Source organism: Vibrio thalassae (genome assembly GCF_900089835.1).
Taxonomy (GTDB): Bacteria; Pseudomonadota; Gammaproteobacteria; order Enterobacterales; family Vibrionaceae; genus Vibrio; species Vibrio thalassae.
Genome location: NZ_OANU01000004.1, coordinates 135,010 through 157,316 on the forward strand (window position 1 = coordinate 135,010; position 22,307 = coordinate 157,316).

The following is a 22,307-nucleotide window of genomic DNA, read 5'->3' on the forward strand; positions in this document are numbered from 1 at the left end:
CCTAGTCTCAACTTTATACGTGAGTCCAAACTATTAGATTAGACCGCCGGAAACTGGGAAATGTTGCATAAAAAAGGCCCTCTACCTGAGTTGATGGAGGGCTTTTTACTAACCGATTGTTTTAACGCGTTAAAGCTAAGCGTTAAAAATCTTTCTGAATTCAGCAGCTGATAAGTGGTACTGACGTGGGCAGTGTCTCCACGTTACTAGCATACGACGATACTTATCAAGCATAGGTACATGGCTATTGAAGTGATGATCGCCTTTGTCGAATTGAGGGTAAAGGCCTTCGCTATCAATCAGGAATCTGACGTAATTAACCAATTGCGCTTCGGTGGCAATATCAAACCCAAGGAATTGCAAGCGACGCTGATCCACATCTTTGCGGTCTTCTTCAGACAGCATCTTATTAGATTCTTGCATGGCGTGATACATTTCCATGATGTCGATGACTTCACGACATTCATCTTCAACTAAGCAGCCATACTCTTTGTTAATTTCACGCATTTGCAGTTCATAGCCACGCTCTACAATCGTTTGTAGACGTTTGTATTTTTCTGCATTTTCTGGCGTTAGCTTTGCCATTAGGTAATATTGATTAGATAGGATTAGACGCTGAGCATTTGTCATTTCCATGTTGAAAAGCCTCACTTAAAAGTCATCATTATAAGTTTACGAATGATTTCACTATACCGACAGGTTATCAGCTTCTCGACATTGTGTAACATGATCTCAACACGTATTTGTTACAAAAAACGCGCTTTCTAGCGCGTTTTTTTCGTGTCAAAAGATTTTTGAATCGTCGGTTAGTACCTCACATTATCCGTATATTGCAAAAGAATATTTTGAATGTTGTCCATCACTTCTTTTGTTGGAGGCTGGGTACCCTCAAGAGGATAGTCAAAGCCGAGTGCTTCCCACTTGTGAGCACCTAATTTGTGATACGGCAACAGTTCGACCTTCTCGATGTTGTCCATATCTTTAATAAACTCGCCAAGCATGTGTGCCGCTTCTGGGTCATCGGTATAGCCAGGGACGACGACATAACGAATCCAGGTCTTTTGGCCTATTTTGTGCAAATAACGGGCAAAGTCTAATGTGCGACGATTCGATACACCGATGAAATCTTGGTGAATTTCATCTTTCATATGTTTGATGTCCAGCATCACTAGATCTGTAGCATCCAAAACTTCGTCGATAACATCAGTGTGCTTGCGAATATAGCCATTGGTGTCTAAGCAGGTGTGAATTCCTTCTGCCTGAGCGGCGCGGAAGAAGTCACGAACGAACTCTGGCTGAAGCATCGCTTCACCACCAGAACAGGTAACGCCTCCACCAGATGCATTCATAAAGTGGCGGTAGGATTTCGCCTCGGCGATCAATTCATCTACGGAGACTTCTTTACCACCATGGGTATCCCAAGTATCGCGGTTGTGGCAATACATACAACGCATGAGACAGCCTTGAAGAAAGACAATGAAACGGATCCCTGGTCCATCGACCGTACCGCAGGATTCGAATGAGTGAATGCGACCAGTTGTTGACATAGCTCTTCTCTACTTACTTATTTTTAGCTGTCATTTTATTACAAAATAGGCCCCTGCAACAGGAAAAGTGATAGCCCATTCATAGTCTGTATCGATCTTAGCTGACGAGTGTTGCTCGGATTGGAATAATGTTATAGCGTTGTTAAGTGTATTGTTGGTTACACAGAGCATAGAGTGCTCTGATGATTATTTTAGACCAGTGTGAGCGGTAAAAATGCGTCATATCTGAGTATCAGTCAGGAGACGATACTTGTCGTTTAAAGGGGAACAACATGGAAGTTGCGTTATCACAGAAACAAAAAACGATTTTATCGCTACTCACGCTTTGGTCTGGGTTCGTCATTTTAGTGCTGTTTATTTTTAGCTCACTCTCTAGCCTCAATGCAAAATTCACCAGTAGTGGTGAAATGGAAAGAGCAAGTACTCATTTAGCCACCACCCAAGTACTTTTAATGGATACGGTTAATCGTCGGGCCACATTAACTTCAACGTCCATGGACTCGTTTGAAAATAGTATGGATAAGCTCGAAGACCAGTGCTGAGCAAGATTTACAATATTTGAAACAAGCTGGGCTTCACACCGAAAGTGATCGACTCGCGAATACACTGGATGCATTTATTTTCAATTTGAGCCCTTGGCTGACCATCAAATCAGAACTTGGCTTTTCGGTTAATGAAGGTCTGTTAAAGCAACTGCAACAAAATAATGCCAAGATTGATGCCGCAATTAAAGAAACAGGTATGGTGACATTAACGTCTGATTTTCAGTTGAGTTGGGTGATCTGTCAACACGACTTGCAGTCAGTAACAATCATCGCGACGAGTTTAATCAATTAAAACAGGCCATCAATGTCAGTTGTCAAAACCTTGGTGAGCTAGTAGATGAAGTGAAGAAGAATAGTCAGCATTTATCCAATAGTTCAGGGGAACTCGACAGTGGAATTCACCACCTCAGGCAGCATCAAACCCAGGTCATGGAGAAAGCGCAATTACTTGCTTCAGCTACCGAAGAGGTGAGCGTAACAACTCAGGAAATTTCGGGCTCTTTAGAGTATGTAGCAAGCATTAGCAAGACATCGTCAGAGTCGGCACAAACAGGCGGTGAGGTCATCGTCGAAACGATTGCCGCATTTGAACAAGTCGGCTCAATCTTAAAGGAGGCGACAACTCATATTGAGCAGTTAGAGCAAGCGTCTCAAAAAATTGATTCAGTCATGGATATCATTAATAGTATTGCTGAGCAGACTAACCTTTTAGCGCTAAATGCAGCGATTGAAGCTGCAAGGGCAGGGGAGCAAGGGCGAGGTTTTGCAGTGGTTGCTGATGAAGTGCGAACTCTAGCAGTGCGAACGGTACAAGCGGTTGAAGAGATTTCTTGCACAATTGACACCATGAAACAAGAAAGCGCTCAAGTGATTCAATTTATTGCTCAATCAGATAGCTCGATGCAGTCTGGCTGTGAGCAAGGAAACCAAGCAAAATTAGCTCTTGAACAGATAATGAATAGGGCCCAACAAGCGAGCTCGCAAACAGAAGTTATCTTTGCTTCTGTTAAGGAATTGGCAATAACGTCACAATCAATGGCGAGTAATATGGCTCAGATAAATGAGTCGATGAATGAACTCGAAGACAGCAGTCTGCACCTTAAAGGTACCAGTGATGGAGTGGATAAGCGTTCAACGGAACTCTATCAAGAGTGTGAGCGATTCAAAACTGCTTAACAGTGAACCTTGTAGAGTCAGGCACCTTTGGGGTGCCTGATTGGGTTTAGAAGAAGGCGAATAAAGATAATCCGCCATTACCGTAGATAGATTTTGATGCTTCTTTGTACTCAGCGGACTTAGTCCCCGCAAATACACTAATACCCACATAGGCGTTGTACCATGCTGCCCCCACGACAGCTTCACCCTGAAAAGACTCCAGTGTTACATGATAGGCATCACTTGGTTCTGGAATGCCAGGCCTATCACCTTCAATAGTGATGTCGTTAAAACGATAGCGAGCTTTGACACCCAAATAAGTGAACCAACCTTGATTAGATGCGCCAATCATCCCGGCTTTAAATGGATTTTCGGTACTGATATTCGCCGACCCAAAGTTACCGCCGAGGTCGGCACCTAACCGAAGCATCACACCCGTAGAAATATCACTTCTAAAGGTGCCGAGGTTGGCCTCAGTGACACTAGAAACATCCCAATCTGTATTGCCATATACAGGGGCACGTTTCATATTAAGGTGAGTTAAGTAACCCACGCTTCCGACCATTTTATCCTCAATTTGATACTCCCAACCTTTAGGCTCCTTCGAGCCGACAATCGAGTGCACCAACTGTTGAGCGTGATCTGCGAAAGAACCTTCACCGGTGCTGCCTAAAGTAAAATTAAAGCGCTGAGCCTGCTGCGGATGCAAGCTAATATAGTTGAGTTCGCCATGGAAGTAACCTGCGTAAGGGCGGTCGTTCGCTAATGGGACTGTCGCTTCGATATCGGATGGCGTCCACATTTTATGACCAAGTTGAAATTCAACCTTATCAAGGGAAGCGGAACCCCAATAAGAGAGACTGAGGGGTTTAAAAAATGCCCAAGGCTTAATCGCGCTCGTGGTGTAGGAGAGGAAAATACCGTTGGTATAGTCTTCATCGGTACCAAAGATACCATCGTTATCGAGTGAAAATGAGACAGTTGAACGTTCAGATGCCAAGGCAATACTGCTGACTAATAGTAGAGGTATTACGACAGGTAGTTTCATGATGTGTCACTCTCTTCAAATACGGCTAGTAGAGATTGGTTCATATGGAGTGTGACACGAACTAAAAAGCACAGTCAGTGATCTGTGAGTAAAAAAGTAGTTTTAATGTAGATAAATTGTAAATAATTCTTAAGCTATGAGAATTTCGAGCTGGCTTACCGACATAAAAAAACCTCGCCGAAGCGAGGTTTTTGTCTCAATCAATATAATTCGAGATTATAGAGATTCAGTGAACGTACGTGCGATTACGTCAGCTTGTTGCTCTGCAGTTAGAGAGTTGAAGCGTACAGCGTAACCAGATACACGGATTGTTAGCTGAGGATATTTCTCAGGGTGCTTAACTGCGTCTTCTAGAGTTTCACGGTTAAGAACGTTCACGTTTAGGTGTTGACCACCTTCAATGCCAGCTTCGTGGTGGAAGTAACCATCCATCAGACCAGCAAGGTTAGCGCGTTGGCTGTCCTCTTCTTTACCTAGTGCGTTTGGAACGATAGAGAAAGTATAAGAGATACCATCTTTAGCGTGTGCAAACGGTAGTTTACCTACAGACGTTAGAGAAGCTACTGCACCTTTTTCGTCACGACCGTGCATTGGGTTAGCACCAGGAGCGAAAGGAGCGCCAGCACGACGACCGTCAGGTGTATTACCAGTCTTCTTACCATATACCACGTTTGAAGTGATAGTTAGGATAGATTGAGTTGGTACTGCATTGCGGTAAGTTTTCAGTGAACGAATCTTGTTCATGAATACTTCAACTAGTTCACAAGCGATGTCATCTACGCGAGCATCGTTGTTACCGAATTTAGGATAATCACCTTCGATTTCGAAGTCGATAGCAACGCCGTCTTCGTCACGTACTGGTCGAACTTTCGCGTGCTTGATAGCAGACAAAGAGTCAGCAGCAACAGACAGACCTGCAATACCACAAGCCATAGTACGGTATACATCACGGTCCATAAGAGCCATTAGTGATGCTTCGTAGCTGTACTTGTCGTGCATGTAGTGGATGCTGTTTAGCGCAGTCACATATTGTGTTGCTAGCCAGTCCATGAAGTGGTCAAGTTTGCCCCATACATCGTCAAAGTCTAGGATCTCATCAGTGATCTTAGGCATTGCTGGACCAACTTGCATTTTAAGCTTCTCGTCCACACCGCCGTTGATTACGTACAGTAGCGTTTTTGCTAAGTTCGCACGAGCGCCAAAGAACTGCATGTGTTTACCAACAACCTGTGGAGAAACACAACATGCGATAGCGTAGTCATCGTTGTCGAAATCAGGACGCATTAGATCGTCGTTTTCGTACTGGATAGAAGAAGTATCGATAGATACTTTCGCACAGAACTTCTTGAAGCCTTCAGGTAGACGCTCAGACCAAAGTACAGTGATGTTTGGCTCTGGAGAAGGACCCATAGTGTATAGAGAGTTTAGGAAACGGAAGTTAGTACGGCTTACTAGCGTACGACCGTCAACACCCATACCACCCATAGATTCTGTTGCCCAAATTGGGTCGCCAGAGAACAAGTCATCGTACTCAGGAGTACGTAGGAAACGAACCATACGAAGCTTCATTACGAAGTGATCAATCATTTCTTGTGCATCAACTTCAGTGATCTTGCCTGCTGCGATGTCACGCTCAATGTAGATGTCTAGGAATGTAGAAGTACGACCTAGAGACATTGCTGCACCGTTCTGAGACTTAACTGCAGCTAGGTAGCCGAAGTAAGTCCATTGAATCGCTTCTTGTGCAGTTTCAGCTGGACGAGAAATATCGAAACCGTATTTCGCAGCCATTTCTTTGATTTGACCAAGAGCGCGGTGTTGCTCTGCAATTTCTTCACGAAGTTGCATAGTCATTTGAAGATCTTCGCCTTTCTCAAACTTCTCTTGTAGAGAGTTGAATTGAGCTAGCTTGTCTTTAAGAAGGAAGTCGATACCGTATAGTGCTACACGACGGTAGTCGCCGATGATACGACCACGACCGTATGCATCTGGAAGACCAGTTAGAACGCCTGACTTACGGCATTTCATGATGTCTGGAGTGTAGATATCGAAAACACCAGCGTTGTGGGTTTTGCGATATTCAGTGAAGATTTTGCTAACTTGTGGGTCTAGTTCGCGGTTGTACGCTTTGCATGAACCTTCGACCATACGGATACCACCGTTAGGGATGATTGCACGCTTAAGCGGCGCTTCTGTTTGAAGACCTACGATAGTTTCAAGATCTTTTTCGATGTAACCTGCATCGTGAGCAGTGATGGTAGAGATAACTGAAGTATCAAAATCAACGGGTGCGTGAGTTGAGTTTTCTAGCTTGATACCTTCCATTACCTTAGCCCAAAGCTTGTTAGTTGCTTCAGTACCTTCAGAAACTAGGAAAGACTCGTCACCTTCATATGGAGTGTAGTTCTTTTGAATGAAATCACGAACGTTAACGTCGTTTTGCCACTCACCTGCAGCAAAACCTTCCCAAGCTTTAGCAAATTGCTCTGCCATGACATACCTACCTCTTTAGTAGAAAAAACACGTACTGTACGTATTACGTAGACTCATCAGAGATGAACCAGTACACTTGAATAAAAATATCTATAACCACTTAGAGTTAGTGTGGACATAGATATGGTCATTCTCTACGTTAAAATCAAGCTTACACTAAAAATAATTTGCAAAACTTAAACTAAATCAATAAAAGTTAAAAAAGTTTGATAAAAATATGGGCAGTGAATGTCACTGCCCACATAATCAACCAGACGTTATAGGAATGCTGGAATACCGTACTGGCCTTCTAACATACCTACAGCTAGCATCGCTACTAAGCAGATAACGAACACACCCACAGGGATGACAATCTTATCTACAAAAGATAGACGAGAAGCACGTTCTTTGTCACCAATTAAGCCATTATTATCCAAGAACATGGTCAGGGCCCATGCTAGAACTGGGTTAGCAACGACTGATGCGAAGATACAGATACCTGCAGCTTGGGAGTCTTTAGTTTCTTTAACCATCTGCATACCTGCTTCAAGTAAAGGAAGGAATACACCTACAAGCAGTGCAACGCGCATTACTGGTGGCCATACCGCTACATCCATCGGGAAACCAAGAATGGCAACGATGATACAGAGAGAACCAAGCAAAATTGCACCGGCTGGAATTGGACGCTTAGCGATCGCTGCCGGGATCATGTACGTACCCCAAGAAGATGTGATGTTACCACCACCAACTGCTGTACCAACCATTTGACGGATCGAACACATAGTCATAGTGTCATCAACATCCATCAGTACTTTTTCAGTTTTGCGTGGGTAATTCAGTTCTTGGAAGATACGGTGACCAAGGAAGTCTGGTGACCACATCGCAACCGCTAGAATCGCAAACGGTAGCGAAGCAATGAAGTGTTGTAGGTTAGGAAGGCCTAGCATCCAACCTTCTTCTGTGCTGCCCCACCAGTAAACAGGATTTAGATTTGGAAGACCCATTTCAGTTTCGAATTTCAAGTCGAAGCCAGCACCTAGAGCAAGCGCAAGTAGAAGGCCCGTAATCGCACAAACGGGGATTGCCAGCCAGCGCATATTGATCTTCGCTAAGTAGGCATAAACTGCGATATTAATACCCAAAACAATAAGGCCAATATAGCCCATGCTGCCTGGTTCAACTGTTGCAGATTGCAAACCAACCGCCCATTCCTGAATAGAACCGATTTGGCTCATGGTGCCTGTAAAGCCTAGGAAGATTAATAAGCCGCCCGCCGTACCTTGTGACGTCAGGTTTACCAGCTTAGAACCACCTTTAAAGTAGCTGAGCAATAGACCAAATACACCAAGAAGGAGTGCAAGAGCAAGAGGGTGAGCACCAGCAAGCGCAATAGAACCGATGAGTGGAATCATCGGACCGTGGTTACCAGCAAGGTTAGCTCTTGGGTTAATGAAACCTGATGCGAGAATACAGAACAGAAGCGCTGGAATCAGCATTTCTACACGTGCTACTTCAATCGCAAACTCTTTGCCTAAGTTTACGTGATCCCAAGCAGCGGTAAGACCATCAGCCCATGACATCATTACCGCAGAATACATTGCAATAATGCCAATAGTACCGGCAAGGGCTGGTACTAAATCTTCTAACTCAAAACGGAAATCACGGCCGGGCAAGTTTAAAGCGAAGCGGCGTGGTTTCATGATTTGAAGTTCGTGGTCTAGGTATTCAGAGCGGCTGGCAAACTCAGATGCTGGACGATGAAGCTCTTGATAGCTTTTAGTCTCAATATCTGAATCAGAATGCGCTTTGTTAACTGCGTCTGACATAGATTCCTCATATATATATAAAGTTAGTCGTTTGGCTTGATAAACGAACTGGTTCACACCGACTTGGCTAGGTTGCTGCACGTCATTGACGTGCTTAGAATGGACGAGATTCCTAATAATGGGGTGAATAATTCGTGCTATATCAATGGAGCCGAGTCTAACAAGCAACTCTAAGACCTTGATTGATCTTGATCACTTTAAGAAAAAATGTGAAAGAAAACTACAACAGTTGTTTGAATCAGCGCACTTTATTAACAGTAAACGTAAGCGACTTTCAATGTGCACATTTTATGAACAATAATGGGTGAAGCGAGGGACATGAAAAAACGGCGGAACGGAAGCACTAAAACAGAAGTATGAAAAAATGCAACAGTGACCATATAAAAATCAAAGACTCTTCCTAGTGAGTGGCCGAATGATTCATCTTCAACAAAAATTATGCCATGTCGTATAGGCAACAATTCCACGTTAGCGCACATTTATGATCTAACTATCAAAACACTCAACTAGATTATAACTTCCACTAATGTCCCATTAGATAGTCTTATGTACTGTCTGGGTAGTTGGTATTGGTTATAACAACTAAATGAGATGTACTTTGCGTAACAAATGCGCAATAAATTCTGTTTTAGTATAAAAATCCAATGGTGACTAATCTTGCAGAGTTTGGTAAATATTATTCACATTTGTAAGTCATAAACTCTTTAATTTGCATAATTTGTCAGATACAATCCCTGTTTAGTAAATGAAAATAGGTTAATGGTTTGTTGCAAACCGCACATTGTAGTGCTAGCTTGTAGCGAGCAATGAAAAGGTCGGAGTACCTTTTGCCTCCACGAATAGGCATAGCAGTCAATAATATACAGGGAGCACGAGCGCATGAATGATGTACCAGCGCTGGACATAAAAGAACTGCACAAGACCTTTGGTCAAAATGAAGTTTTAAAGGGGATTTCCCTTTCCGCACACAAAGGTGATGTCATCTCAATTATTGGCTCATCGGGTTCAGGAAAAAGTACCTTCCTTCGTTGTATCAACCTTCTTGAAACACCCACCGAGGGCGAAATTTGGGTTAACGGTGAGTTAATCGAAATGAAACGTAATCGAACGGGTGAGTCTCTACCAGCCAATGAAAAGCAAGTCCAACGAATCCGTTCTCGTTTGGCTATGGTATTTCAAGGTTTCAATCTTTGGTCTCATATGACAGTGCTTGAGAATATTATTGAAGCACCTGTTCACGTACTTGGTGTGCCCAAAGCTCAGGCTATTGAGAACGCAGAGCTGCTTTTAAAGAAAGTAGGGCTGTATGAGAGAAAAGACTACTACCCCGGACATCTATCAGGTGGTCAGCAACAACGTGCTGCCATTGCTCGAGCGTTAGCTGTCGAGCCGGAAGTCATGTTGTTTGATGAGCCGACGTCAGCGTTAGACCCCGAACTCGTCGGTGAGGTCTTAGGGGTAATGCAAGATCTCGCAGAAGAAGGTCGCACCATGTTGGTGGTCACGCACGAGATGGCCTTTGCTCGCGACGTTTCGAACCATGTCATGTTTTTGCACCAAGGTTTAGTCGAAGAGCAGGGCGACCCAGCCAAGCTATTCACCAATCCGGAGTCTGAGCGATTACAACAATTTATTTCATCTATCTACTAATCTAGAGGGTGGCCTTTCAGAACCCTAGTTTTGAAAACAACGACACAAACACAACATTAATAACAAAAATCTCAATCACAGGAGTATGGAAATGAAAAAGTGGTTAATGGTAGCAGCACTTGCAGCAACAGCGGCAACTGGAGTAGCACAAGCTAAGGAATGGAAAACAGTGCGCTTTGGTATTGAAGGTGCTTATCCTCCTTTTAGTTGGACAGAAGCTGACGGTTCATTGAAAGGTTTCGACGTTGACATGGCAAATGCACTTTGTGAAGAGCTTCAAGCGAAGTGCGTGATTGTACCTCAAGATTGGGATGGCATTATACCTTCACTACTTGCTCGTAAATATGATGCAATCATCGCTGCGATGTCTATTACCGAGGAGCGTAAGAAGAAAGTTGACTTTACTGGGAAATACGCGCAAATCCCTAACAAGTTTATCGCTAAGAAAGGTGCTGGCTTGGACTTTGATAACCTAAATGGTGCGAAGATCGGTGTACAGCGTGCAACTACGCACGACAAGTACCTAACAGATAACTACGGTGACCAAGTAGAAATCGTTCGTTACGGCTCTTTCGATGAAGCATACTTAGATCTAGCAAACGGTCGTATTGTTGCTGTTCTTGGTGATGCATCAGCGCTTGAAGAAGGCGTAATCAATAAAGATGGTGGTGAAGCGTACGAGTTCGTTGGCCCTTCTTTAACCGATCCGAAATGGTTTGGTGAGGGTATGGGCATTGCAGTTCGTAAACAAGACAAAGACCTAACTAAGCAACTTGATGCGGCTATTAAATCTCTACGCGAGAAAGGTAAGTATCAAGAGATTGCAGCCAAATACTTCAACTACGATGTGTATGGCAAGTAATTACTCTGCTTTCTAAAACGACAGGGCTTGAGCTGGTCTCAAGCCCTTTTACTAAAGAACGTGTCACAGGTGTTTTTTAGTGTGACTTACCAACAAATTTGCTGTGCTGTTGGAAGGACTTATGCTCGATCTTCAAGGATATGAAGCCTCAATATTAAAAGGGGCCGTGCTAACTATAGAAGTAGCGTTATTGTCACTGCTGCTCGCTATGGTGTTAGGTATGTTAGGTGCATTGGCGAAGCTTGCTCCCTATAAGTGGGCGCGTGCGATTGCGACACTTTACACAACTATTATTCGAGGTATTCCAGATCTCGTTTTAATGATGCTTATCTTTTTTGGTGGACAAATACTGCTCAATAACAGTTTGTACGCCGTCAACGAATGGCTCAATAACTGGTTTATGTCCAGTGACCCGAATCATGAATGGACATCATACTTACCTGATTATATTGATGTGTCTCCATTTATAGCCGGGGTATTAACTATCGGATTTATCTTTGGTGCTTATATGGCCGAAACCTTCCGCGGGGCAATTATGGCGGTGGATAAAGGTGAAATGGAAGCAGCGAAGGCTTATGGTATGAGCTCTGTATTAGCTTTTAGACGTATATTACTGCCTCAAATGATCCGCCACGCGTTGCCGGGATTTGGTAACAACTGGCTTGTGCTGCTCAAGACCACTGCACTCGTCTCTATCATCGGTTTGGAAGATATGGTGCGCGTGAGTTCGTTAGCGGCGGGATCGACCAAGATGCCATTCACTTTTTATATGTCAGTGGCGATTATCTTCCTTCTGTTCACCAGTATCTCAACCGGTTTCTTAAAGCTGGTGGAGCGCAAATTTAGTATTCATGTGAGGTAGATATGGACTTTTCATTGATCGTAGAAAGTTTCCCTGTCTATCTAGATGGCTTATGGACGACAGTATGGCTAGTGTCTCTGGCTTTGGTGATTGGTCTATGCGTGGCAATACCTTTGGCGGTAGCACGAAATAGCACAAATTATCTATTTAGCTTACCTTCGTGGGGGTTTATCTATTTCTTTCGTGGTACACCACTATTGGTACAACTTTATCTTATTTACTACGGAATGGACCAATTCTTCCCGGTAAAAGACACGCTTTGGGAAAATGCTTGGTTCTGCGCACTGGTAGCGTTTGTGCTAAATACCTCCGCGTATACGGCAGAGATTATTCGTGGTGCGATAAATGGTTTACCAAAAGGTGAGGTTGAAGCGGCAAAAGCTTATGGTATGAGCCCTTGGAAAACTTACCGTCGTATTATTCTGCCAAGCGCGTTGCGCAGAGCATTACCCGCATACAGTAACGAAGTTATCTTCATGCTTCACGGCTCAGCGGTAGCGGGTATCGTTACCATTATGGATTTGACAGGCGCTGCCCGACTAGTGAACTCCCGTTATTATGCGCCATTTGAATCATTTCTGACTGCAGGCTTATTCTATATGGGACTGACGTTCATGATTCTTTGGGTATTTAAGAAAGCAGAGAAACGATTCCTAGCGTATATGCGGCCACTTGAGTCGCAATAAAGTAGTCTTTTTAGAAGAAACAATAATTAGAATTATGGTCCCCGATGGTTGCGAAAGTGATAATCGGGGATTTTTTGCGCTGTGCTTTGGGTACATTCCTGCTCTAGGCAGGAATGATGGTATATTTGCTCGAACCAAACCTTAACCTAGCCAAACACAGACCAAATTGGCGCGTGATCAGAGGGTTTCTCGATTCCGCGTAGTTCGTAATCAATACCTGCCTGTGAACACGTATCTGCAAGGCTCTTTGTCGCCAAAACCACATCAATTCGAAGACCACGGTTATCATCAAAGCCACGTGAGCGATAATCAAACCACGAGAACTGATCATCGACTTCGGGGTGCAGTTGACGGAAGGTATCCACGAAGCCCCAATCTAGCAGAGTCTGTAGCCACTCACGCTCAATAGGTTGGAAGGAACATTTTCCAGTTTTCAGCCAGCGCTTGCGATTAGGCTCACCGATGCCGATATCTAGGTCAATCGGACTGATATTGATATCACCCATTACGATAAGCTTTTCATCGTTACTATGGTGGTCATTCAAATAGGTCATAAGATCTTTATAGAACGCTTCTTTGTATGGGAACTTAGTCTCATGACTAATGTTATCCCCTTGCGGGAAGTAGCCATTTAACACCGTCACTTTGTCACCATTTGCGTCTTCGAATGTAGCCATGATCATCCGCTTTTGATGATCTTCGTTGTCGGTTGGAAAACCTTCTTGAATCGAGATAGGCTCTTGCTTACAAAGCATTGCGACACCATAGTGCGCCTTCTGACCGTGAAAATAGACGTTATAGCCCATCGCTTCGACGGCATCGACTGGAAAAGCCTCGTCATGAACCTTGATTTCCTGCAACCCAATGACATCTGGTTGGTGCTTATCAATCAATGCTTGAAGCTGATGAAGGCGCGCGCGCAGGCCGTTGATATTAAAACTGATGACTTTCATTTCTCACTAATCCTGTGATTTTTATATCAGGGTCAAAATACTAGCATTGAGCATCTAGAACGCACAACGCTTCAGTTGAGCTGTAGATGTAAAAGTGATGTAATAAATCGCTAAATAAAATCGAATAAACGTCGATAAAAATAGATATTGGCCCCCGTTTGCAAAAAGGATGTACTATGCGAACTCTCTCCGTGCAGTGGAAAATTACGGTTTTAGCAGGCTGCTGCTTGGTATTTACCTCTTTAGCTTTGATTGGCTTTTCTCTCTATAATGCCATCAACAGCCAAAAAGCAATTCAAACCCTTAGCTCTGAATCGGTTGTCGAAAAGTCACAAGCACTCCTAGAAGCTCGTGCTGACATTAATGCTCGTGAAGTTAAAGACTATTTTAACGAAGCAATCTACCGTGCCGAAATGCTGATTGCGAATGCCAAATTCCAGAAATTTAATGCCGAAGAGAATTTTGTTCCCAGCGAAGATCTTCGTACTGCACTGGATGAAATGATTCGTCAGGCTGTGATTGAGTTCCCTTCGATCCAAGGGGCTTATTTGGTTTTCAAACCCAATATGCTCGACGGTGAAGATGCAAACTATAAAGGGGCTGATTATGTAGGTTCCAATGAGAACGGCCAGTTTGCAACCTACTGGCAAATCACTGAGACAGGTGAAAATGCGGTTCGCGATGTTTTGAGCAAACGTAGGCTCGATGCTTTGGAAGATGGGGAGCGATTTTATTGTCCTCTTGCTACCGAAGCGTCTTGCGTTAGCACGCCACGGCTCACTACTATTGGTGAGCAACAACACCTAACGTCTTCGCTTTCCATCCCTATTGTCGTAGACAATATGTTAATTGGTTTTCTTGGTATCGATCTGAAGCTGACAGAACTGGCTAACACGGTCAGTGAATCCGATGCTAGCCTCTTTAACGGCAGTGGGCATGTGAACATCATTAGCTTAGATGGAAGCGTCATTGCTAGCGATGATCCTAACGTGAAAGCCGGCTCGCCTTATCAAAGTGCCGTTTTATCAACTGAACAAATTACTGACCTGATGTTTGGAGAAGAAGCCAGCGCACTTTGGAGTGACGATGGTCAATGGTTAACCGTATTTAACCCTATCACCATCGCTAACCAAACATGGGGTGTATTCTTTGATATGCCGCGCAGTAGTGTCTTTAGTGATGCTATTGAGCTAAATAGCATCATCTCTAAGCAATTAGAAGAGGGCATTATATTTGAAGTCTTGGTCGGTACTGGCTTTGTCATAATTGGGCTGACTATTATCGCGCTAGTGTCATTGCGTTTGGTGAAACCAATAAAAGAGGTTGTCCTTCGCTTAGAGGACATTGCGAGTGGAGAAGGGGATCTTACTCAGCGGTTAGAGGTTAAGTCTGGTGATGAAATAGGTCAACTTGCGCAACAATTCAATGCGTTTTTAACCAAGTTGCAAACCACTATTCAACAGGTAGCGATAACCACCGAACGTATCGCAGGAACGGCTGAAAGCGCCAACGCTACGGCGGTGGCAACACGTGAGAGCAGTGAGGCGCAATTTAGAGAGGTGGATCTGGTTGCTACCGCTTCAGAAGAAATGACACAAACGGCGTCACTTGTGGTGCAAAATGCTGAGGTTGCGTTGCAAGCGGCGGAGTCGGCTAATGAGTCAGCAAGTCAAGGGCAAGAGGTGGTTGAGTTGTCCGCCAGCGAAATGGTTCGTCTTGTTGAGCAAATGAAGGCCACCGTGCCTGTGGTAGAAGAACTAGCGAGAAACAACACCAATATCACAGAGATCCTTGCTGTGATAGAAGGTATTTCAGAGCAAACCAATCTTCTTGCTCTCAATGCAGCTATAGAAGCTGCGCGAGCAGGAGAGCAGGGGCGTGGATTTGCGGTAGTGGCAGATGAAGTCCGCAATTTGGCGAGTCGCACCCATGACTCAGTGGGTGAAATTCAACAAGTGATAGAACGTGTTCAGCAAGGGACCAGTAACGTCGTCAGTGCTATCCAGCAAGGGTCACAACTTGCAGACTCCACAGCGACGCATGTACAGCAAGCCGCTGCTGCTTTGAGCAGTATTTTCGAGTCTATCTCCGCGATCAACGATATGAATAGTCAGATCGTTAAAGCCGCAGAGGAGCAGCAATCTGTATCTGCAGAAGTTAACCAAAATGTGAGTAACATTCGTGACTTAAGTGCGCAAATCTTAGAAAAAGCAGCAGATTCCGAAAAAGTCGGGAAAGAAATTAACCAACTTTCCGGCGATCAGCAGGGTCTAATGAGTCAATTTAAGGTCTAAACACTCACTGATAGATGTGTTGGGTAATTGGTTACTTGATGAATTAAGATAAGAGCTGAGAACAAAAAAACGCGACCCAATGTGGTCGCGTTTTTATTGATTAAATCAGCGCAGAAAACTACGATGCTTGTTCTTCATTCACATGCCCAAACATCTTCGCTGCATAGGCGACGCGCTCTTCTGGAGAAGGGTAGGTGAACGGGTTTGGTTCACCTAAAGATTCAATATGTCTAAGTCGAGGCAATAGACCGGAGCCATTAGCAATTTGAATCGCGAGACCAGGACGAGCGTTGAGCTCTAACACCATAGGTCCTTCTTCTTTATCGAGCACCATGTCGGTCCCCATGTAACCGAGTCCGGTCATCTCATAAGCACTTGACGCAAGAGTCAGTAGACGATCCCAGTGAGGCACAGCAAGGGTAGCGAGCTCTTTCCCGGTATCAGGATGGTGAGTTACCGGTTGGTCAAATTGAACCGCTCGAATCGCTTTACCTGTGGCGATATCAATACCAACACCAACGGCTCCTTGGTGAAGGTTAGCTTTACCATCGGATGCTGATGTAGAAAGACGCATCATAGCCATCACAGGGTAACCTTGGAATACGATAATTCGCACGTCCGGCACCCCTTCGTAACTGAAGCCTTCAAAACAGTCATCAAACTTGATGAGGTTTTCGACAACCGCTACATCGTTTTTACCACCTAATGAAAACAATCCCGCCAACGCATTACTGATATGACGTTCCACGTCTTCTTTGTTAATCGTGGATCCAGATGGCTTGGTGTAGACACCGTCTTTGTGCTCAGTAACGACTAAAATACCTTTGCCACCACTGCCTTGTGCCGGCTTAATGACGAAGCCAGGCCAATCTTTTACCATCTCATGGATGGTTTTTACTTCAACTTGACTGCGAATAACGCCAATCAAGGCTGGCGTGGTAGCGCCAGCTTTCTCTGCGATGATTTTGGTTTTAAGTTTGTCATCAACCAACGGATATTTAGAACGATCATTGTAGCGACCAATGTAACTATGGTTACGCTGGTTCATACCCATGATGCCGCGTTCACGTAACTTAAAAGGACTGGTTAGCTTTCCTAGCATAAATTAGTCCTCCGTCAGAGGTTTGAAACGGCGTAGCTCAGTCAGACGATAGCCTGTGTAAGTACCTAGCATTAGGATACCGCCAAGGATAACAAGTTGCAGACCGATAAAGTTAAACGTTAGGTGCTGAACGTAAGGGTTGGTCATTGCTAGATAAACCAGTACAGCCGTCAGTAGTGAACCACCACCTTGCAACACAACTTCTTTCGCGCCTTCCTCTTCCCAAAGGATCGACATACGTTCGATAGTCCAAGAAAGAATGATCATTGGGAAGAAGGTAATGGATAGACCTTCGGTAAGACCAATCTTAAAGGCAACGACGGTAAACACAGAAATAATCAAAATAACGGTAATGATAACCGCAGATATCCTAGCGACTAACAACAGGTTGAGTTTAGAGAGATAACTTCGAATAACTAGACCTGTGCCGACAATCAATAGGAAGCCAACAATACCTGTGACTAACTGAGTCTGAACAAAGGCAACGGCAATCAGAACCGGCATAAAGGTACCAGAAGTCTTAAGGCCTATCAGTATTCTCAGGAACACAACTATCAATGCGCCAATCGGGATCAGCATAATGGTTTTGAACATAGCTTGTTCTTCGAGCGGTAAGCTATGAATTGAAAAGTTTAACAAGCCGTCGGCATCGACTTTGCTGTTGGTCGCCTCTTGAGGTGACACCTCTTGCGAAATCATGGTGAAGTGAACTTTACTGTCTTTACCACCAATCACATCAAGTAATGACACGTTGGATTCGTCCCAAACCAGTAAGTTCTGTTGTTTTTTACCTTCGGCGGATTCAGGAGAGAAAATTTGCCACTTCTTACCATCCCAAACTTGCAGCATTTGTTGACTTGACTGACGACGACGGCCATCTTCAAGTTCAATTACCCCAACGACTTTGCTCGGCACGCCTGCGTATGCAAGTAGCTTCGAAGCTGCTTCTAACTTAGTCATACTATTGAGAATCAGTGCAGAGTTTTGGCTGTCACTGTCATTGAGGGCTTTGATAAGTTCGCGAGTAAAGGTGACATTGTCAGAAGAACGGGTGGTTGCGCGATCAACTAGAGCAATGGCGGCGGCTTCTTCAGGGCCATCAAAGGTGGGTTTGGTGATTTCTTCGGTTGGCGGTGTCGAGTTAGCTAGTGCTTGGTCATCGACAAGAAATTGAGTTTTATAATAGATGGTTTGTGGGCCTTGCGCATGGCGGATTGACCACTCGGCTCGACGTCCAGCATCAGAGTCTACGTAAGAAACCCCATAACCTGGTGATGATGCAGACTCACCAATTAATGTGAAACCTTCTTGTGTATACGGTGCCGCTAACGAGACTTTTGCGGGCTTGCCAATGGCGTTAAATTCAACTCTGGCTTCGATATCCCAGACTTGGCGCGTTTCGCCGGGAGTCCATGGAACGCCGTATGTCTCGTGCCTAATGACACTAAGCGCAATACCTACGGCAATCAGTAAGCCTACTGATAAGTAAAATGGAATACGTGAAGTCATAAACAACCTTATTATTGTAATTGCTTTCCCTGAAAGTGTTATTCAAAAGAGATTTATTTGTTAGATGAAAGTATATATTGCTGACTTACATCCACTAAAGCAATATCTTTAATAAATTCTCTTCCTAATAGTATAGGGTGGGTCATTTGCGAGCGATCCGCCAGTGTAAATTGCGCTTTTTCATGGATTTTTCCTACACGGATCCACAATTCAATTACCGCTCTTCGTTCCATTTCATCGCTGGTAGATTGGCGAATTTTAACGTATCGAAGAACAGGCGCTTCAATCCAGCGTTTTTCTTCTTCTTTGACCTTGTCATTGACTAAATGAAATTTCACCCATTGCTTGCCATCTCGCTCAAACGCCTGAATATCCGCAGCATTTAAAGAAGACGTTGCAGCGCCAGTATCAACACGAGCGTCAAGCGTTTGCTTTAAAACATCAAGTTTTACTTTTTCAACCGAACCCAATATCACCGGACTGGATATTGACGGTACAGCAACGATAGCTGGCAGAGGCTTAGATTCATCCATCTTGTCTAATCCTGCCGCTTGATTGGTCTCAAGAACTTTAATTTGTTGGTTAAGAGCGATGATTTCAGATTCCAAACTGTCGATGTAGTCAGTTTGGTTGCTCAACTGCAGGTCGATATTGGTGAGACGATTCTCAAGACGCTGCTCAGATTTTTCGATTGCGTTGAGTGTACTTTGGTGAAGTTCTTGGTGATTGATTGTGGAACAGCCGGAAAGTAAACCGATGGCGACAAGTGGTGCCAAGCGTTTGTACATCTTAAACCCTAAAACAGTAAATAATGGAACAGGAAGTGGCATGAATTTTAGCTGATCAATAAGGGAGTATGATACTCCCTATTGTCAGAGCTACGTTAGAGTTATAAACGTCATGTCAAAACTCAATAAAGTGAGACGTATACAACACTAACAACTGATTAATTACTCGGATTATCAGCGACTAAGATTGCACGACGAGGGGCAGGGTAACCCTCGACAGTTTTACTTGGATCGTTCTGATCTAGGTACTCAGGTAATGAGTTATGTGTCATCCATTCAGTCGTGCGTTGCTCGCCAATCGTTGTGACGTTCTCATCAACAATACGTACATTTTCAAAGCCGACTTTTTCTAACCACACTTTCAATGCGCGTGCTGATGGGAAAAAGTAAACATTGCGCATTTGTGCGTAGCGATCGTGCGGAACCAGCACCGCGTTCTCATCACCTTCGATGACTAAGGTTTCTAGAATTAGCTCGCCACCAGGTACTAACTGATTCTTTAATTGGATAAGATGGTCGAGCGGCGAACGGCGGTGATACAACACACCCATGCTGAATACCGTATCAAACGCTTGCAGCTCTGGAAGCTGCTCAATACCTAACGGCAGAAGATGAGCACGTTGGTCGTGGCCCATCATTTTCCGAATCGCTTCAAACTGAACTAAGAACAGGTGTGATGGATCGATACCTACGCAAAGACGCGCACCTTCACCTAACATGCGCCACATGTGATAACCGTTGCCACAGCCAACATCAAGCACTGAGCGATTTTTTAACGGTGAAATATGCGGTAGCACTCGGTCCCATTTCCAATCAGAGCGCCACTCTGTATCAATATGAATACCATGAACATGGTAGGGACCTTTACGCCAAGGGTGGAAAGTGCGCAGCAAACTCTCAAGCTTTTTCATCTCACCAGTAGAAAGTGGCTCAGAGTTTGAAATGGTTACACTGTCTTTCAGCTCAACGTTGTCAGGCTGTCCCAAATCAATCTTTGCTAACGCTCTTAACCAACGATCAAAATCGCCGTGCTGAGCGTTTTGCCAGTCTGTCAGCTGTTGAGGCAACACATTAAGCCAAGGTTGTAGGCGTGTGTCTTGAGCAATAAGTTGGTAGAAATCTGCAAAATTGAACATGGGATTCTCTAATTTTTTAACTTAGCGATCTCTCGCCAAAGGTATATCTGGATAAAGGTGGTACTACGCTACTTGATAGCAAACATAGAGCCGAAGTTGAAACATTGGAACCAAACTTCACAACTGCTAAAGCCGATCTCTTCAAAGCGTGCTTTGTGCGTTGTGATTGAGTCTGGTCGCATGACGTTTTCGATCGCGCTACGTTTTTGGCTAATTTCAAGTTCGCTATAGCCATTGGCGCGTTTGAAGTCATGATGTAAATCGATCAACAGCTCATTGGCAGTGTCGTCTTCGAAAACATATTTCTCGGATAAGATCAAAATACCGCCCGGGCGCAAACCAGCGTATATTTTCTCAAGTAGGGCACGACGATCTTGTGGCGATAAAAACTGAAGTGTGAAGTTCAAAACCACAACAGAAGCGTCAGTGATATCGATATCACGAATGTCCGCTTCAACGACATTCACCGGTGTATCAGAGCGGTAAGCATTCACATGAAGTTTGCAGCGCTCAACCATGGCTGATGAGTTATCGACGGCAATGATTTGGCAGCCTTCTTGGGTAATGTTGCGACGCATCGAAAGCGTAGCAGCGCCCAACGAACAGCCTAAGTCATAAATTGTCGAGTGAGGCTTTGCGAAGCGTTCAGCCAGCATACCAATAGCAGAAATAATATTGCTATAACCTGGTACACTACGTTGAATCATATCTGGGAAGACTTCCGCTACGCGTTCGTCGAAGGTAAAGTCACCAATTTTGTCGATAGGTGCAGAGAATATCGTATCTTTGTTCTGCATATCATTGTTCCCCATGCGGTCTCACTCAGTCCTAAACTTGGTTCAGCCTATGGCTAAGTACAAGTTCAGACGCGATAAAAAAGGCGCGCATTTTACGTTATTTATCAAGAAATGTCATCCCGCGTGGTGATGTCGTAACTTGTGTTAAGTCAAAGCGGTTAGAGATAAAAACGGCAGCAATGAATTAGAACATGGAAATTTGCTGGTCGTCACGCAGTACAGGGATTGTGTTGAGCGGGGAAAGCGTGGTTTGCAGCGTCGCCATATGCTGGTTTAAGGCGTCATAAAGCTTAATGGCAAGCTCAGGGGCTTGGATATTATCAGGAGTATGAATCATAACGTACGGCTGTTTGCCTTGTTGAATCCACTCGACAAGTTTGTTTTTCCAAGGATTAAAGAAGCGCAAATTTTGTTCCATGTCGGGGTGACCAATAAAGCGAATCATGGGATGTTGTGCGGTGGCGATGGCATGAACGGGTACCTTAGGCTTCTTTTCATGCGCATCAATGACGGCAGGAGTATCAGGTTTAGCGGCAAAAACGGGACGACTGTCCATAATAATGCGGTCGATATTTTGTTCCATTAGCCATTGATTGAAACGTCGCTCATCATCGGACTTATTGAAAAAACCTAGATGGCGCACTTCGACCCCCAACTGCATATCACTAGGGAACCACTGACAAAACGATTGCAGTGATGCGAGATGTTCCGGTGCAAAACTGCTTGGAAGCTGAATCGTCCACATACCAATTTTCGAGTGCAGCGGTTCCATAACTTTGAGGAAGTTGGTGAGCTCTGGTCGGCATTGAGTGAGCATTTGTTCGTGGGTGATCAGCTTTGGAAGTTTGAAGGTAAAGCGAAAATCGTCTGGGGTCGCATGATTCCAGCTATTGACGGTAGCGCTACTGGGGGTCGCGTAAAAAGTGGTATTGCCTTCTACGGTATGAAATACAGACGCATAGCGCTCCAAGCGTTCATTTGGTTTGGTTCCTTTGCCATAGAACGAGTGTTGCCAGTCGCTGTGTGACCACATGGTTAACCCCAATCGCAGTTTAAGCTCACTCATCTTTTTTCC

Annotated in this window: 20 protein-coding genes; 8 read left to right on the forward strand and 12 right to left on the reverse strand. The window is 44.3% G+C overall.

Annotation, left to right across the window (positions count from 1 at the left end):
* Window positions 1-135: 135 nt before the first annotated feature.
* Together VTH8203_RS03645 and pflA are read right to left on the reverse strand one after the other, a co-directional pair.
* Window positions 136-636 (reverse strand): YfbU family protein, encoded by a 501-nt coding sequence (locus tag VTH8203_RS03645; RefSeq protein ID WP_096992434.1) that lies wholly within the window; start codon window positions 634-636, stop codon window positions 136-138.
* A 170-nt stretch (window positions 637-806) separates the two neighbouring features.
* Window positions 807-1,547 carry a pyruvate formate lyase 1-activating protein gene (pflA, locus tag VTH8203_RS03650; RefSeq protein ID WP_096992435.1) on the reverse strand — a complete coding sequence of 247 codons (741 nt, stop codon included), beginning with the start codon at window positions 1,545-1,547 and terminating at the stop codon, window positions 807-809.
* A 272-nt stretch (window positions 1,548-1,819) separates the two neighbouring features.
* Here pflA and VTH8203_RS25655 point away from each other — a divergent pair, with 272 nt between their 5' ends.
* The 3 genes from VTH8203_RS25655 to VTH8203_RS25665 are packed head-to-tail and all read left to right on the forward strand — an operon-like array spanning window position 1,820 to window position 3,268.
* Window positions 1,820-2,089, forward strand: coding sequence for a hypothetical protein (locus VTH8203_RS25655; protein ID WP_417892016.1), 270 nt, complete (start codon window positions 1,820-1,822; stop codon window positions 2,087-2,089).
* Window positions 2,052-2,384: a hypothetical protein gene (locus VTH8203_RS25660; RefSeq protein WP_417892017.1), complete on the forward strand. Its 333-nt coding sequence runs from the start codon at window positions 2,052-2,054 to the stop codon at window positions 2,382-2,384. Before VTH8203_RS25655 ends, VTH8203_RS25660 begins: the two co-directional genes overlap by 38 nt.
* Window positions 2,385-2,434: 50 nt before the next feature.
* A complete protein-coding gene (locus VTH8203_RS25665; RefSeq protein WP_417892018.1) occupies window positions 2,435-3,268 on the forward strand; it encodes a methyl-accepting chemotaxis protein in 834 nt (277 codons plus the stop codon).
* A 46-nt stretch (window positions 3,269-3,314) separates the two neighbouring features.
* Here the strand turns inward: VTH8203_RS25665 and VTH8203_RS03660 are convergent, their stop codons facing one another.
* The 3 genes from VTH8203_RS03660 to VTH8203_RS03670 all read right to left on the reverse strand — a co-directional run bounded on the left by VTH8203_RS03660 (window position 3,315) and on the right by VTH8203_RS03670 (window position 8,593).
* On the reverse strand, window positions 3,315-4,295 hold the full coding sequence (locus VTH8203_RS03660) for a lipid A deacylase LpxR family protein (RefSeq protein ID WP_096992436.1): 981 nt from the start codon (window positions 4,293-4,295) through the stop codon (window positions 3,315-3,317).
* A gap of 216 nt (window positions 4,296-4,511) precedes the next feature.
* Window positions 4,512-6,788, reverse strand: coding sequence for a formate C-acetyltransferase (pflB, locus tag VTH8203_RS03665; RefSeq protein WP_096992437.1), 2,277 nt, complete (start codon window positions 6,786-6,788; stop codon window positions 4,512-4,514).
* A gap of 257 nt (window positions 6,789-7,045) precedes the next feature.
* Complete coding sequence (locus VTH8203_RS03670) at window positions 7,046-8,593, reverse strand: DUF3360 family protein (RefSeq protein ID WP_096992438.1); 1,548 nt, start codon at window positions 8,591-8,593, stop codon at window positions 7,046-7,048.
* 879 nt (window positions 8,594-9,472) lie between these two features.
* On the opposite strand from VTH8203_RS03670, the gene VTH8203_RS03675 reads away from it, so the two are divergent.
* The 4 genes from VTH8203_RS03675 to VTH8203_RS03690 all read left to right on the forward strand — a co-directional run bounded on the left by VTH8203_RS03675 (window position 9,473) and on the right by VTH8203_RS03690 (window position 12,653).
* Entirely contained in the window at window positions 9,473-10,243 is a 771-nt protein-coding gene (locus VTH8203_RS03675; protein ID WP_096992439.1) for an ABC transporter ATP-binding protein, read from the forward strand.
* Window positions 10,244-10,334: 91 nt separating this feature from the next.
* Window positions 10,335-11,105 carry an L-arginine-binding protein AotJ gene (gene aotJ, locus VTH8203_RS03680; protein ID WP_167385783.1) on the forward strand — a complete coding sequence of 257 codons (771 nt, stop codon included), beginning with the start codon at window positions 10,335-10,337 and terminating at the stop codon, window positions 11,103-11,105.
* A gap of 121 nt (window positions 11,106-11,226) precedes the next feature.
* Window positions 11,227-11,967 carry an ABC transporter permease gene (locus VTH8203_RS03685; protein ID WP_096992441.1) on the forward strand — a complete coding sequence of 247 codons (741 nt, stop codon included), beginning with the start codon at window positions 11,227-11,229 and terminating at the stop codon, window positions 11,965-11,967.
* Window positions 11,968-11,969: 2 nt separating this feature from the next.
* On the forward strand, window positions 11,970-12,653 hold the full coding sequence (locus VTH8203_RS03690; protein ID WP_096992442.1) for an ABC transporter permease: 684 nt from the start codon (window positions 11,970-11,972) through the stop codon (window positions 12,651-12,653).
* A 146-nt stretch (window positions 12,654-12,799) separates the two neighbouring features.
* On the opposite strand, the gene xthA is transcribed toward VTH8203_RS03690, so the two are convergent.
* Window positions 12,800-13,606, reverse strand: a complete 807-nt coding sequence (gene xthA, locus VTH8203_RS03695) for an exodeoxyribonuclease III (protein WP_096992443.1) — start codon at window positions 13,604-13,606, stop codon at window positions 12,800-12,802.
* Window positions 13,607-13,782: 176 nt separating this feature from the next.
* On the opposite strand from xthA, the gene VTH8203_RS03700 reads away from it, so the two are divergent.
* Complete coding sequence (locus VTH8203_RS03700) at window positions 13,783-15,900, forward strand: methyl-accepting chemotaxis protein (RefSeq protein WP_096992444.1); 2,118 nt, start codon at window positions 13,783-13,785, stop codon at window positions 15,898-15,900.
* A gap of 118 nt (window positions 15,901-16,018) precedes the next feature.
* Here VTH8203_RS03700 and VTH8203_RS03705 read toward each other — a convergent pair whose 3' ends face one another.
* The 6 genes from VTH8203_RS03705 to VTH8203_RS03730 form a co-directional block, all read right to left on the reverse strand.
* Complete coding sequence (locus tag VTH8203_RS03705) at window positions 16,019-17,002, reverse strand: alpha-L-glutamate ligase-like protein (RefSeq protein ID WP_096992445.1); 984 nt, start codon at window positions 17,000-17,002, stop codon at window positions 16,019-16,021.
* A 3-nt stretch (window positions 17,003-17,005) separates the two neighbouring features.
* A complete protein-coding gene (locus VTH8203_RS03710) occupies window positions 17,006-18,511 on the reverse strand; it encodes an inactive transglutaminase family protein (protein WP_096992446.1) in 1,506 nt (501 codons plus the stop codon).
* Between the two features lie 53 nt (window positions 18,512-18,564).
* Complete coding sequence (locus VTH8203_RS03715) at window positions 18,565-19,299, reverse strand: ATP-dependent zinc protease family protein (protein WP_096992467.1); 735 nt, start codon at window positions 19,297-19,299, stop codon at window positions 18,565-18,567.
* 158 nt (window positions 19,300-19,457) lie between these two features.
* Window positions 19,458-20,435 (reverse strand): tRNA 5-methoxyuridine(34)/uridine 5-oxyacetic acid(34) synthase CmoB, encoded by a 978-nt coding sequence (gene cmoB / locus VTH8203_RS03720; protein ID WP_096992447.1) that lies wholly within the window; start codon window positions 20,433-20,435, stop codon window positions 19,458-19,460.
* A gap of 68 nt (window positions 20,436-20,503) precedes the next feature.
* Complete coding sequence (gene cmoA, locus VTH8203_RS03725) at window positions 20,504-21,232, reverse strand: carboxy-S-adenosyl-L-methionine synthase CmoA (protein WP_096992468.1); 729 nt, start codon at window positions 21,230-21,232, stop codon at window positions 20,504-20,506.
* Window positions 21,233-21,416: 184 nt separating this feature from the next.
* Window positions 21,417-22,298 carry a DUF72 domain-containing protein gene (locus VTH8203_RS03730; protein ID WP_096992448.1) on the reverse strand — a complete coding sequence of 294 codons (882 nt, stop codon included), beginning with the start codon at window positions 22,296-22,298 and terminating at the stop codon, window positions 21,417-21,419.
* Window positions 22,299-22,307 lie beyond the last annotated feature (9 nt).

What these genes read in the sequence shown, in the direction of transcription:
- VTH8203_RS03730 (WP_096992448.1), bottom strand. Translation starts at nt 22,298, where the DNA reads ATGAGTGAGCTTAAACTGCGATTGGGGTTAACCATGTGGTCACACAGC.
- VTH8203_RS03685 (WP_096992441.1), top strand. Translation starts at nt 11,227, where the DNA reads ATGCTCGATCTTCAAGGATATGAAGCCTCAATATTAAAAGGGGCCGTG.
- VTH8203_RS03710 (WP_096992446.1), bottom strand. Translation starts at nt 18,511, where the DNA reads ATGACTTCACGTATTCCATTTTACTTATCAGTAGGCTTACTGATTGCC.
- cmoB (WP_096992447.1), bottom strand. Translation starts at nt 20,435, where the DNA reads ATGTTCAATTTTGCAGATTTCTACCAACTTATTGCTCAAGACACACGC.
- VTH8203_RS03660 (WP_096992436.1), bottom strand. Translation starts at nt 4,295, where the DNA reads ATGAAACTACCTGTCGTAATACCTCTACTATTAGTCAGCAGTATTGCC.
- VTH8203_RS03670 (WP_096992438.1), bottom strand. Translation starts at nt 8,593, where the DNA reads ATGTCAGACGCAGTTAACAAAGCGCATTCTGATTCAGATATTGAGACT.
- VTH8203_RS25655 (WP_417892016.1), top strand. Translation starts at nt 1,820, where the DNA reads ATGGAAGTTGCGTTATCACAGAAACAAAAAACGATTTTATCGCTACTC.
- VTH8203_RS03705 (WP_096992445.1), bottom strand. Translation starts at nt 17,002, where the DNA reads ATGCTAGGAAAGCTAACCAGTCCTTTTAAGTTACGTGAACGCGGCATC.
- cmoA (WP_096992468.1), bottom strand. Translation starts at nt 21,232, where the DNA reads ATGCAGAACAAAGATACGATATTCTCTGCACCTATCGACAAAATTGGT.
- pflA (WP_096992435.1), bottom strand. Translation starts at nt 1,547, where the DNA reads ATGTCAACAACTGGTCGCATTCACTCATTCGAATCCTGCGGTACGGTC.
- aotJ (WP_167385783.1), top strand. Translation starts at nt 10,335, where the DNA reads ATGAAAAAGTGGTTAATGGTAGCAGCACTTGCAGCAACAGCGGCAACT.
- VTH8203_RS03715 (WP_096992467.1), bottom strand. Translation starts at nt 19,299, where the DNA reads ATGTACAAACGCTTGGCACCACTTGTCGCCATCGGTTTACTTTCCGGC.
- VTH8203_RS03690 (WP_096992442.1), top strand. Translation starts at nt 11,970, where the DNA reads ATGGACTTTTCATTGATCGTAGAAAGTTTCCCTGTCTATCTAGATGGC.
- VTH8203_RS03700 (WP_096992444.1), top strand. Translation starts at nt 13,783, where the DNA reads ATGCGAACTCTCTCCGTGCAGTGGAAAATTACGGTTTTAGCAGGCTGC.
- VTH8203_RS03645 (WP_096992434.1), bottom strand. Translation starts at nt 636, where the DNA reads ATGGAAATGACAAATGCTCAGCGTCTAATCCTATCTAATCAATATTAC.
- xthA (WP_096992443.1), bottom strand. Translation starts at nt 13,606, where the DNA reads ATGAAAGTCATCAGTTTTAATATCAACGGCCTGCGCGCGCGCCTTCAT.
- pflB (WP_096992437.1), bottom strand. Translation starts at nt 6,788, where the DNA reads ATGGCAGAGCAATTTGCTAAAGCTTGGGAAGGTTTTGCTGCAGGTGAG.
- VTH8203_RS03675 (WP_096992439.1), top strand. Translation starts at nt 9,473, where the DNA reads ATGAATGATGTACCAGCGCTGGACATAAAAGAACTGCACAAGACCTTT.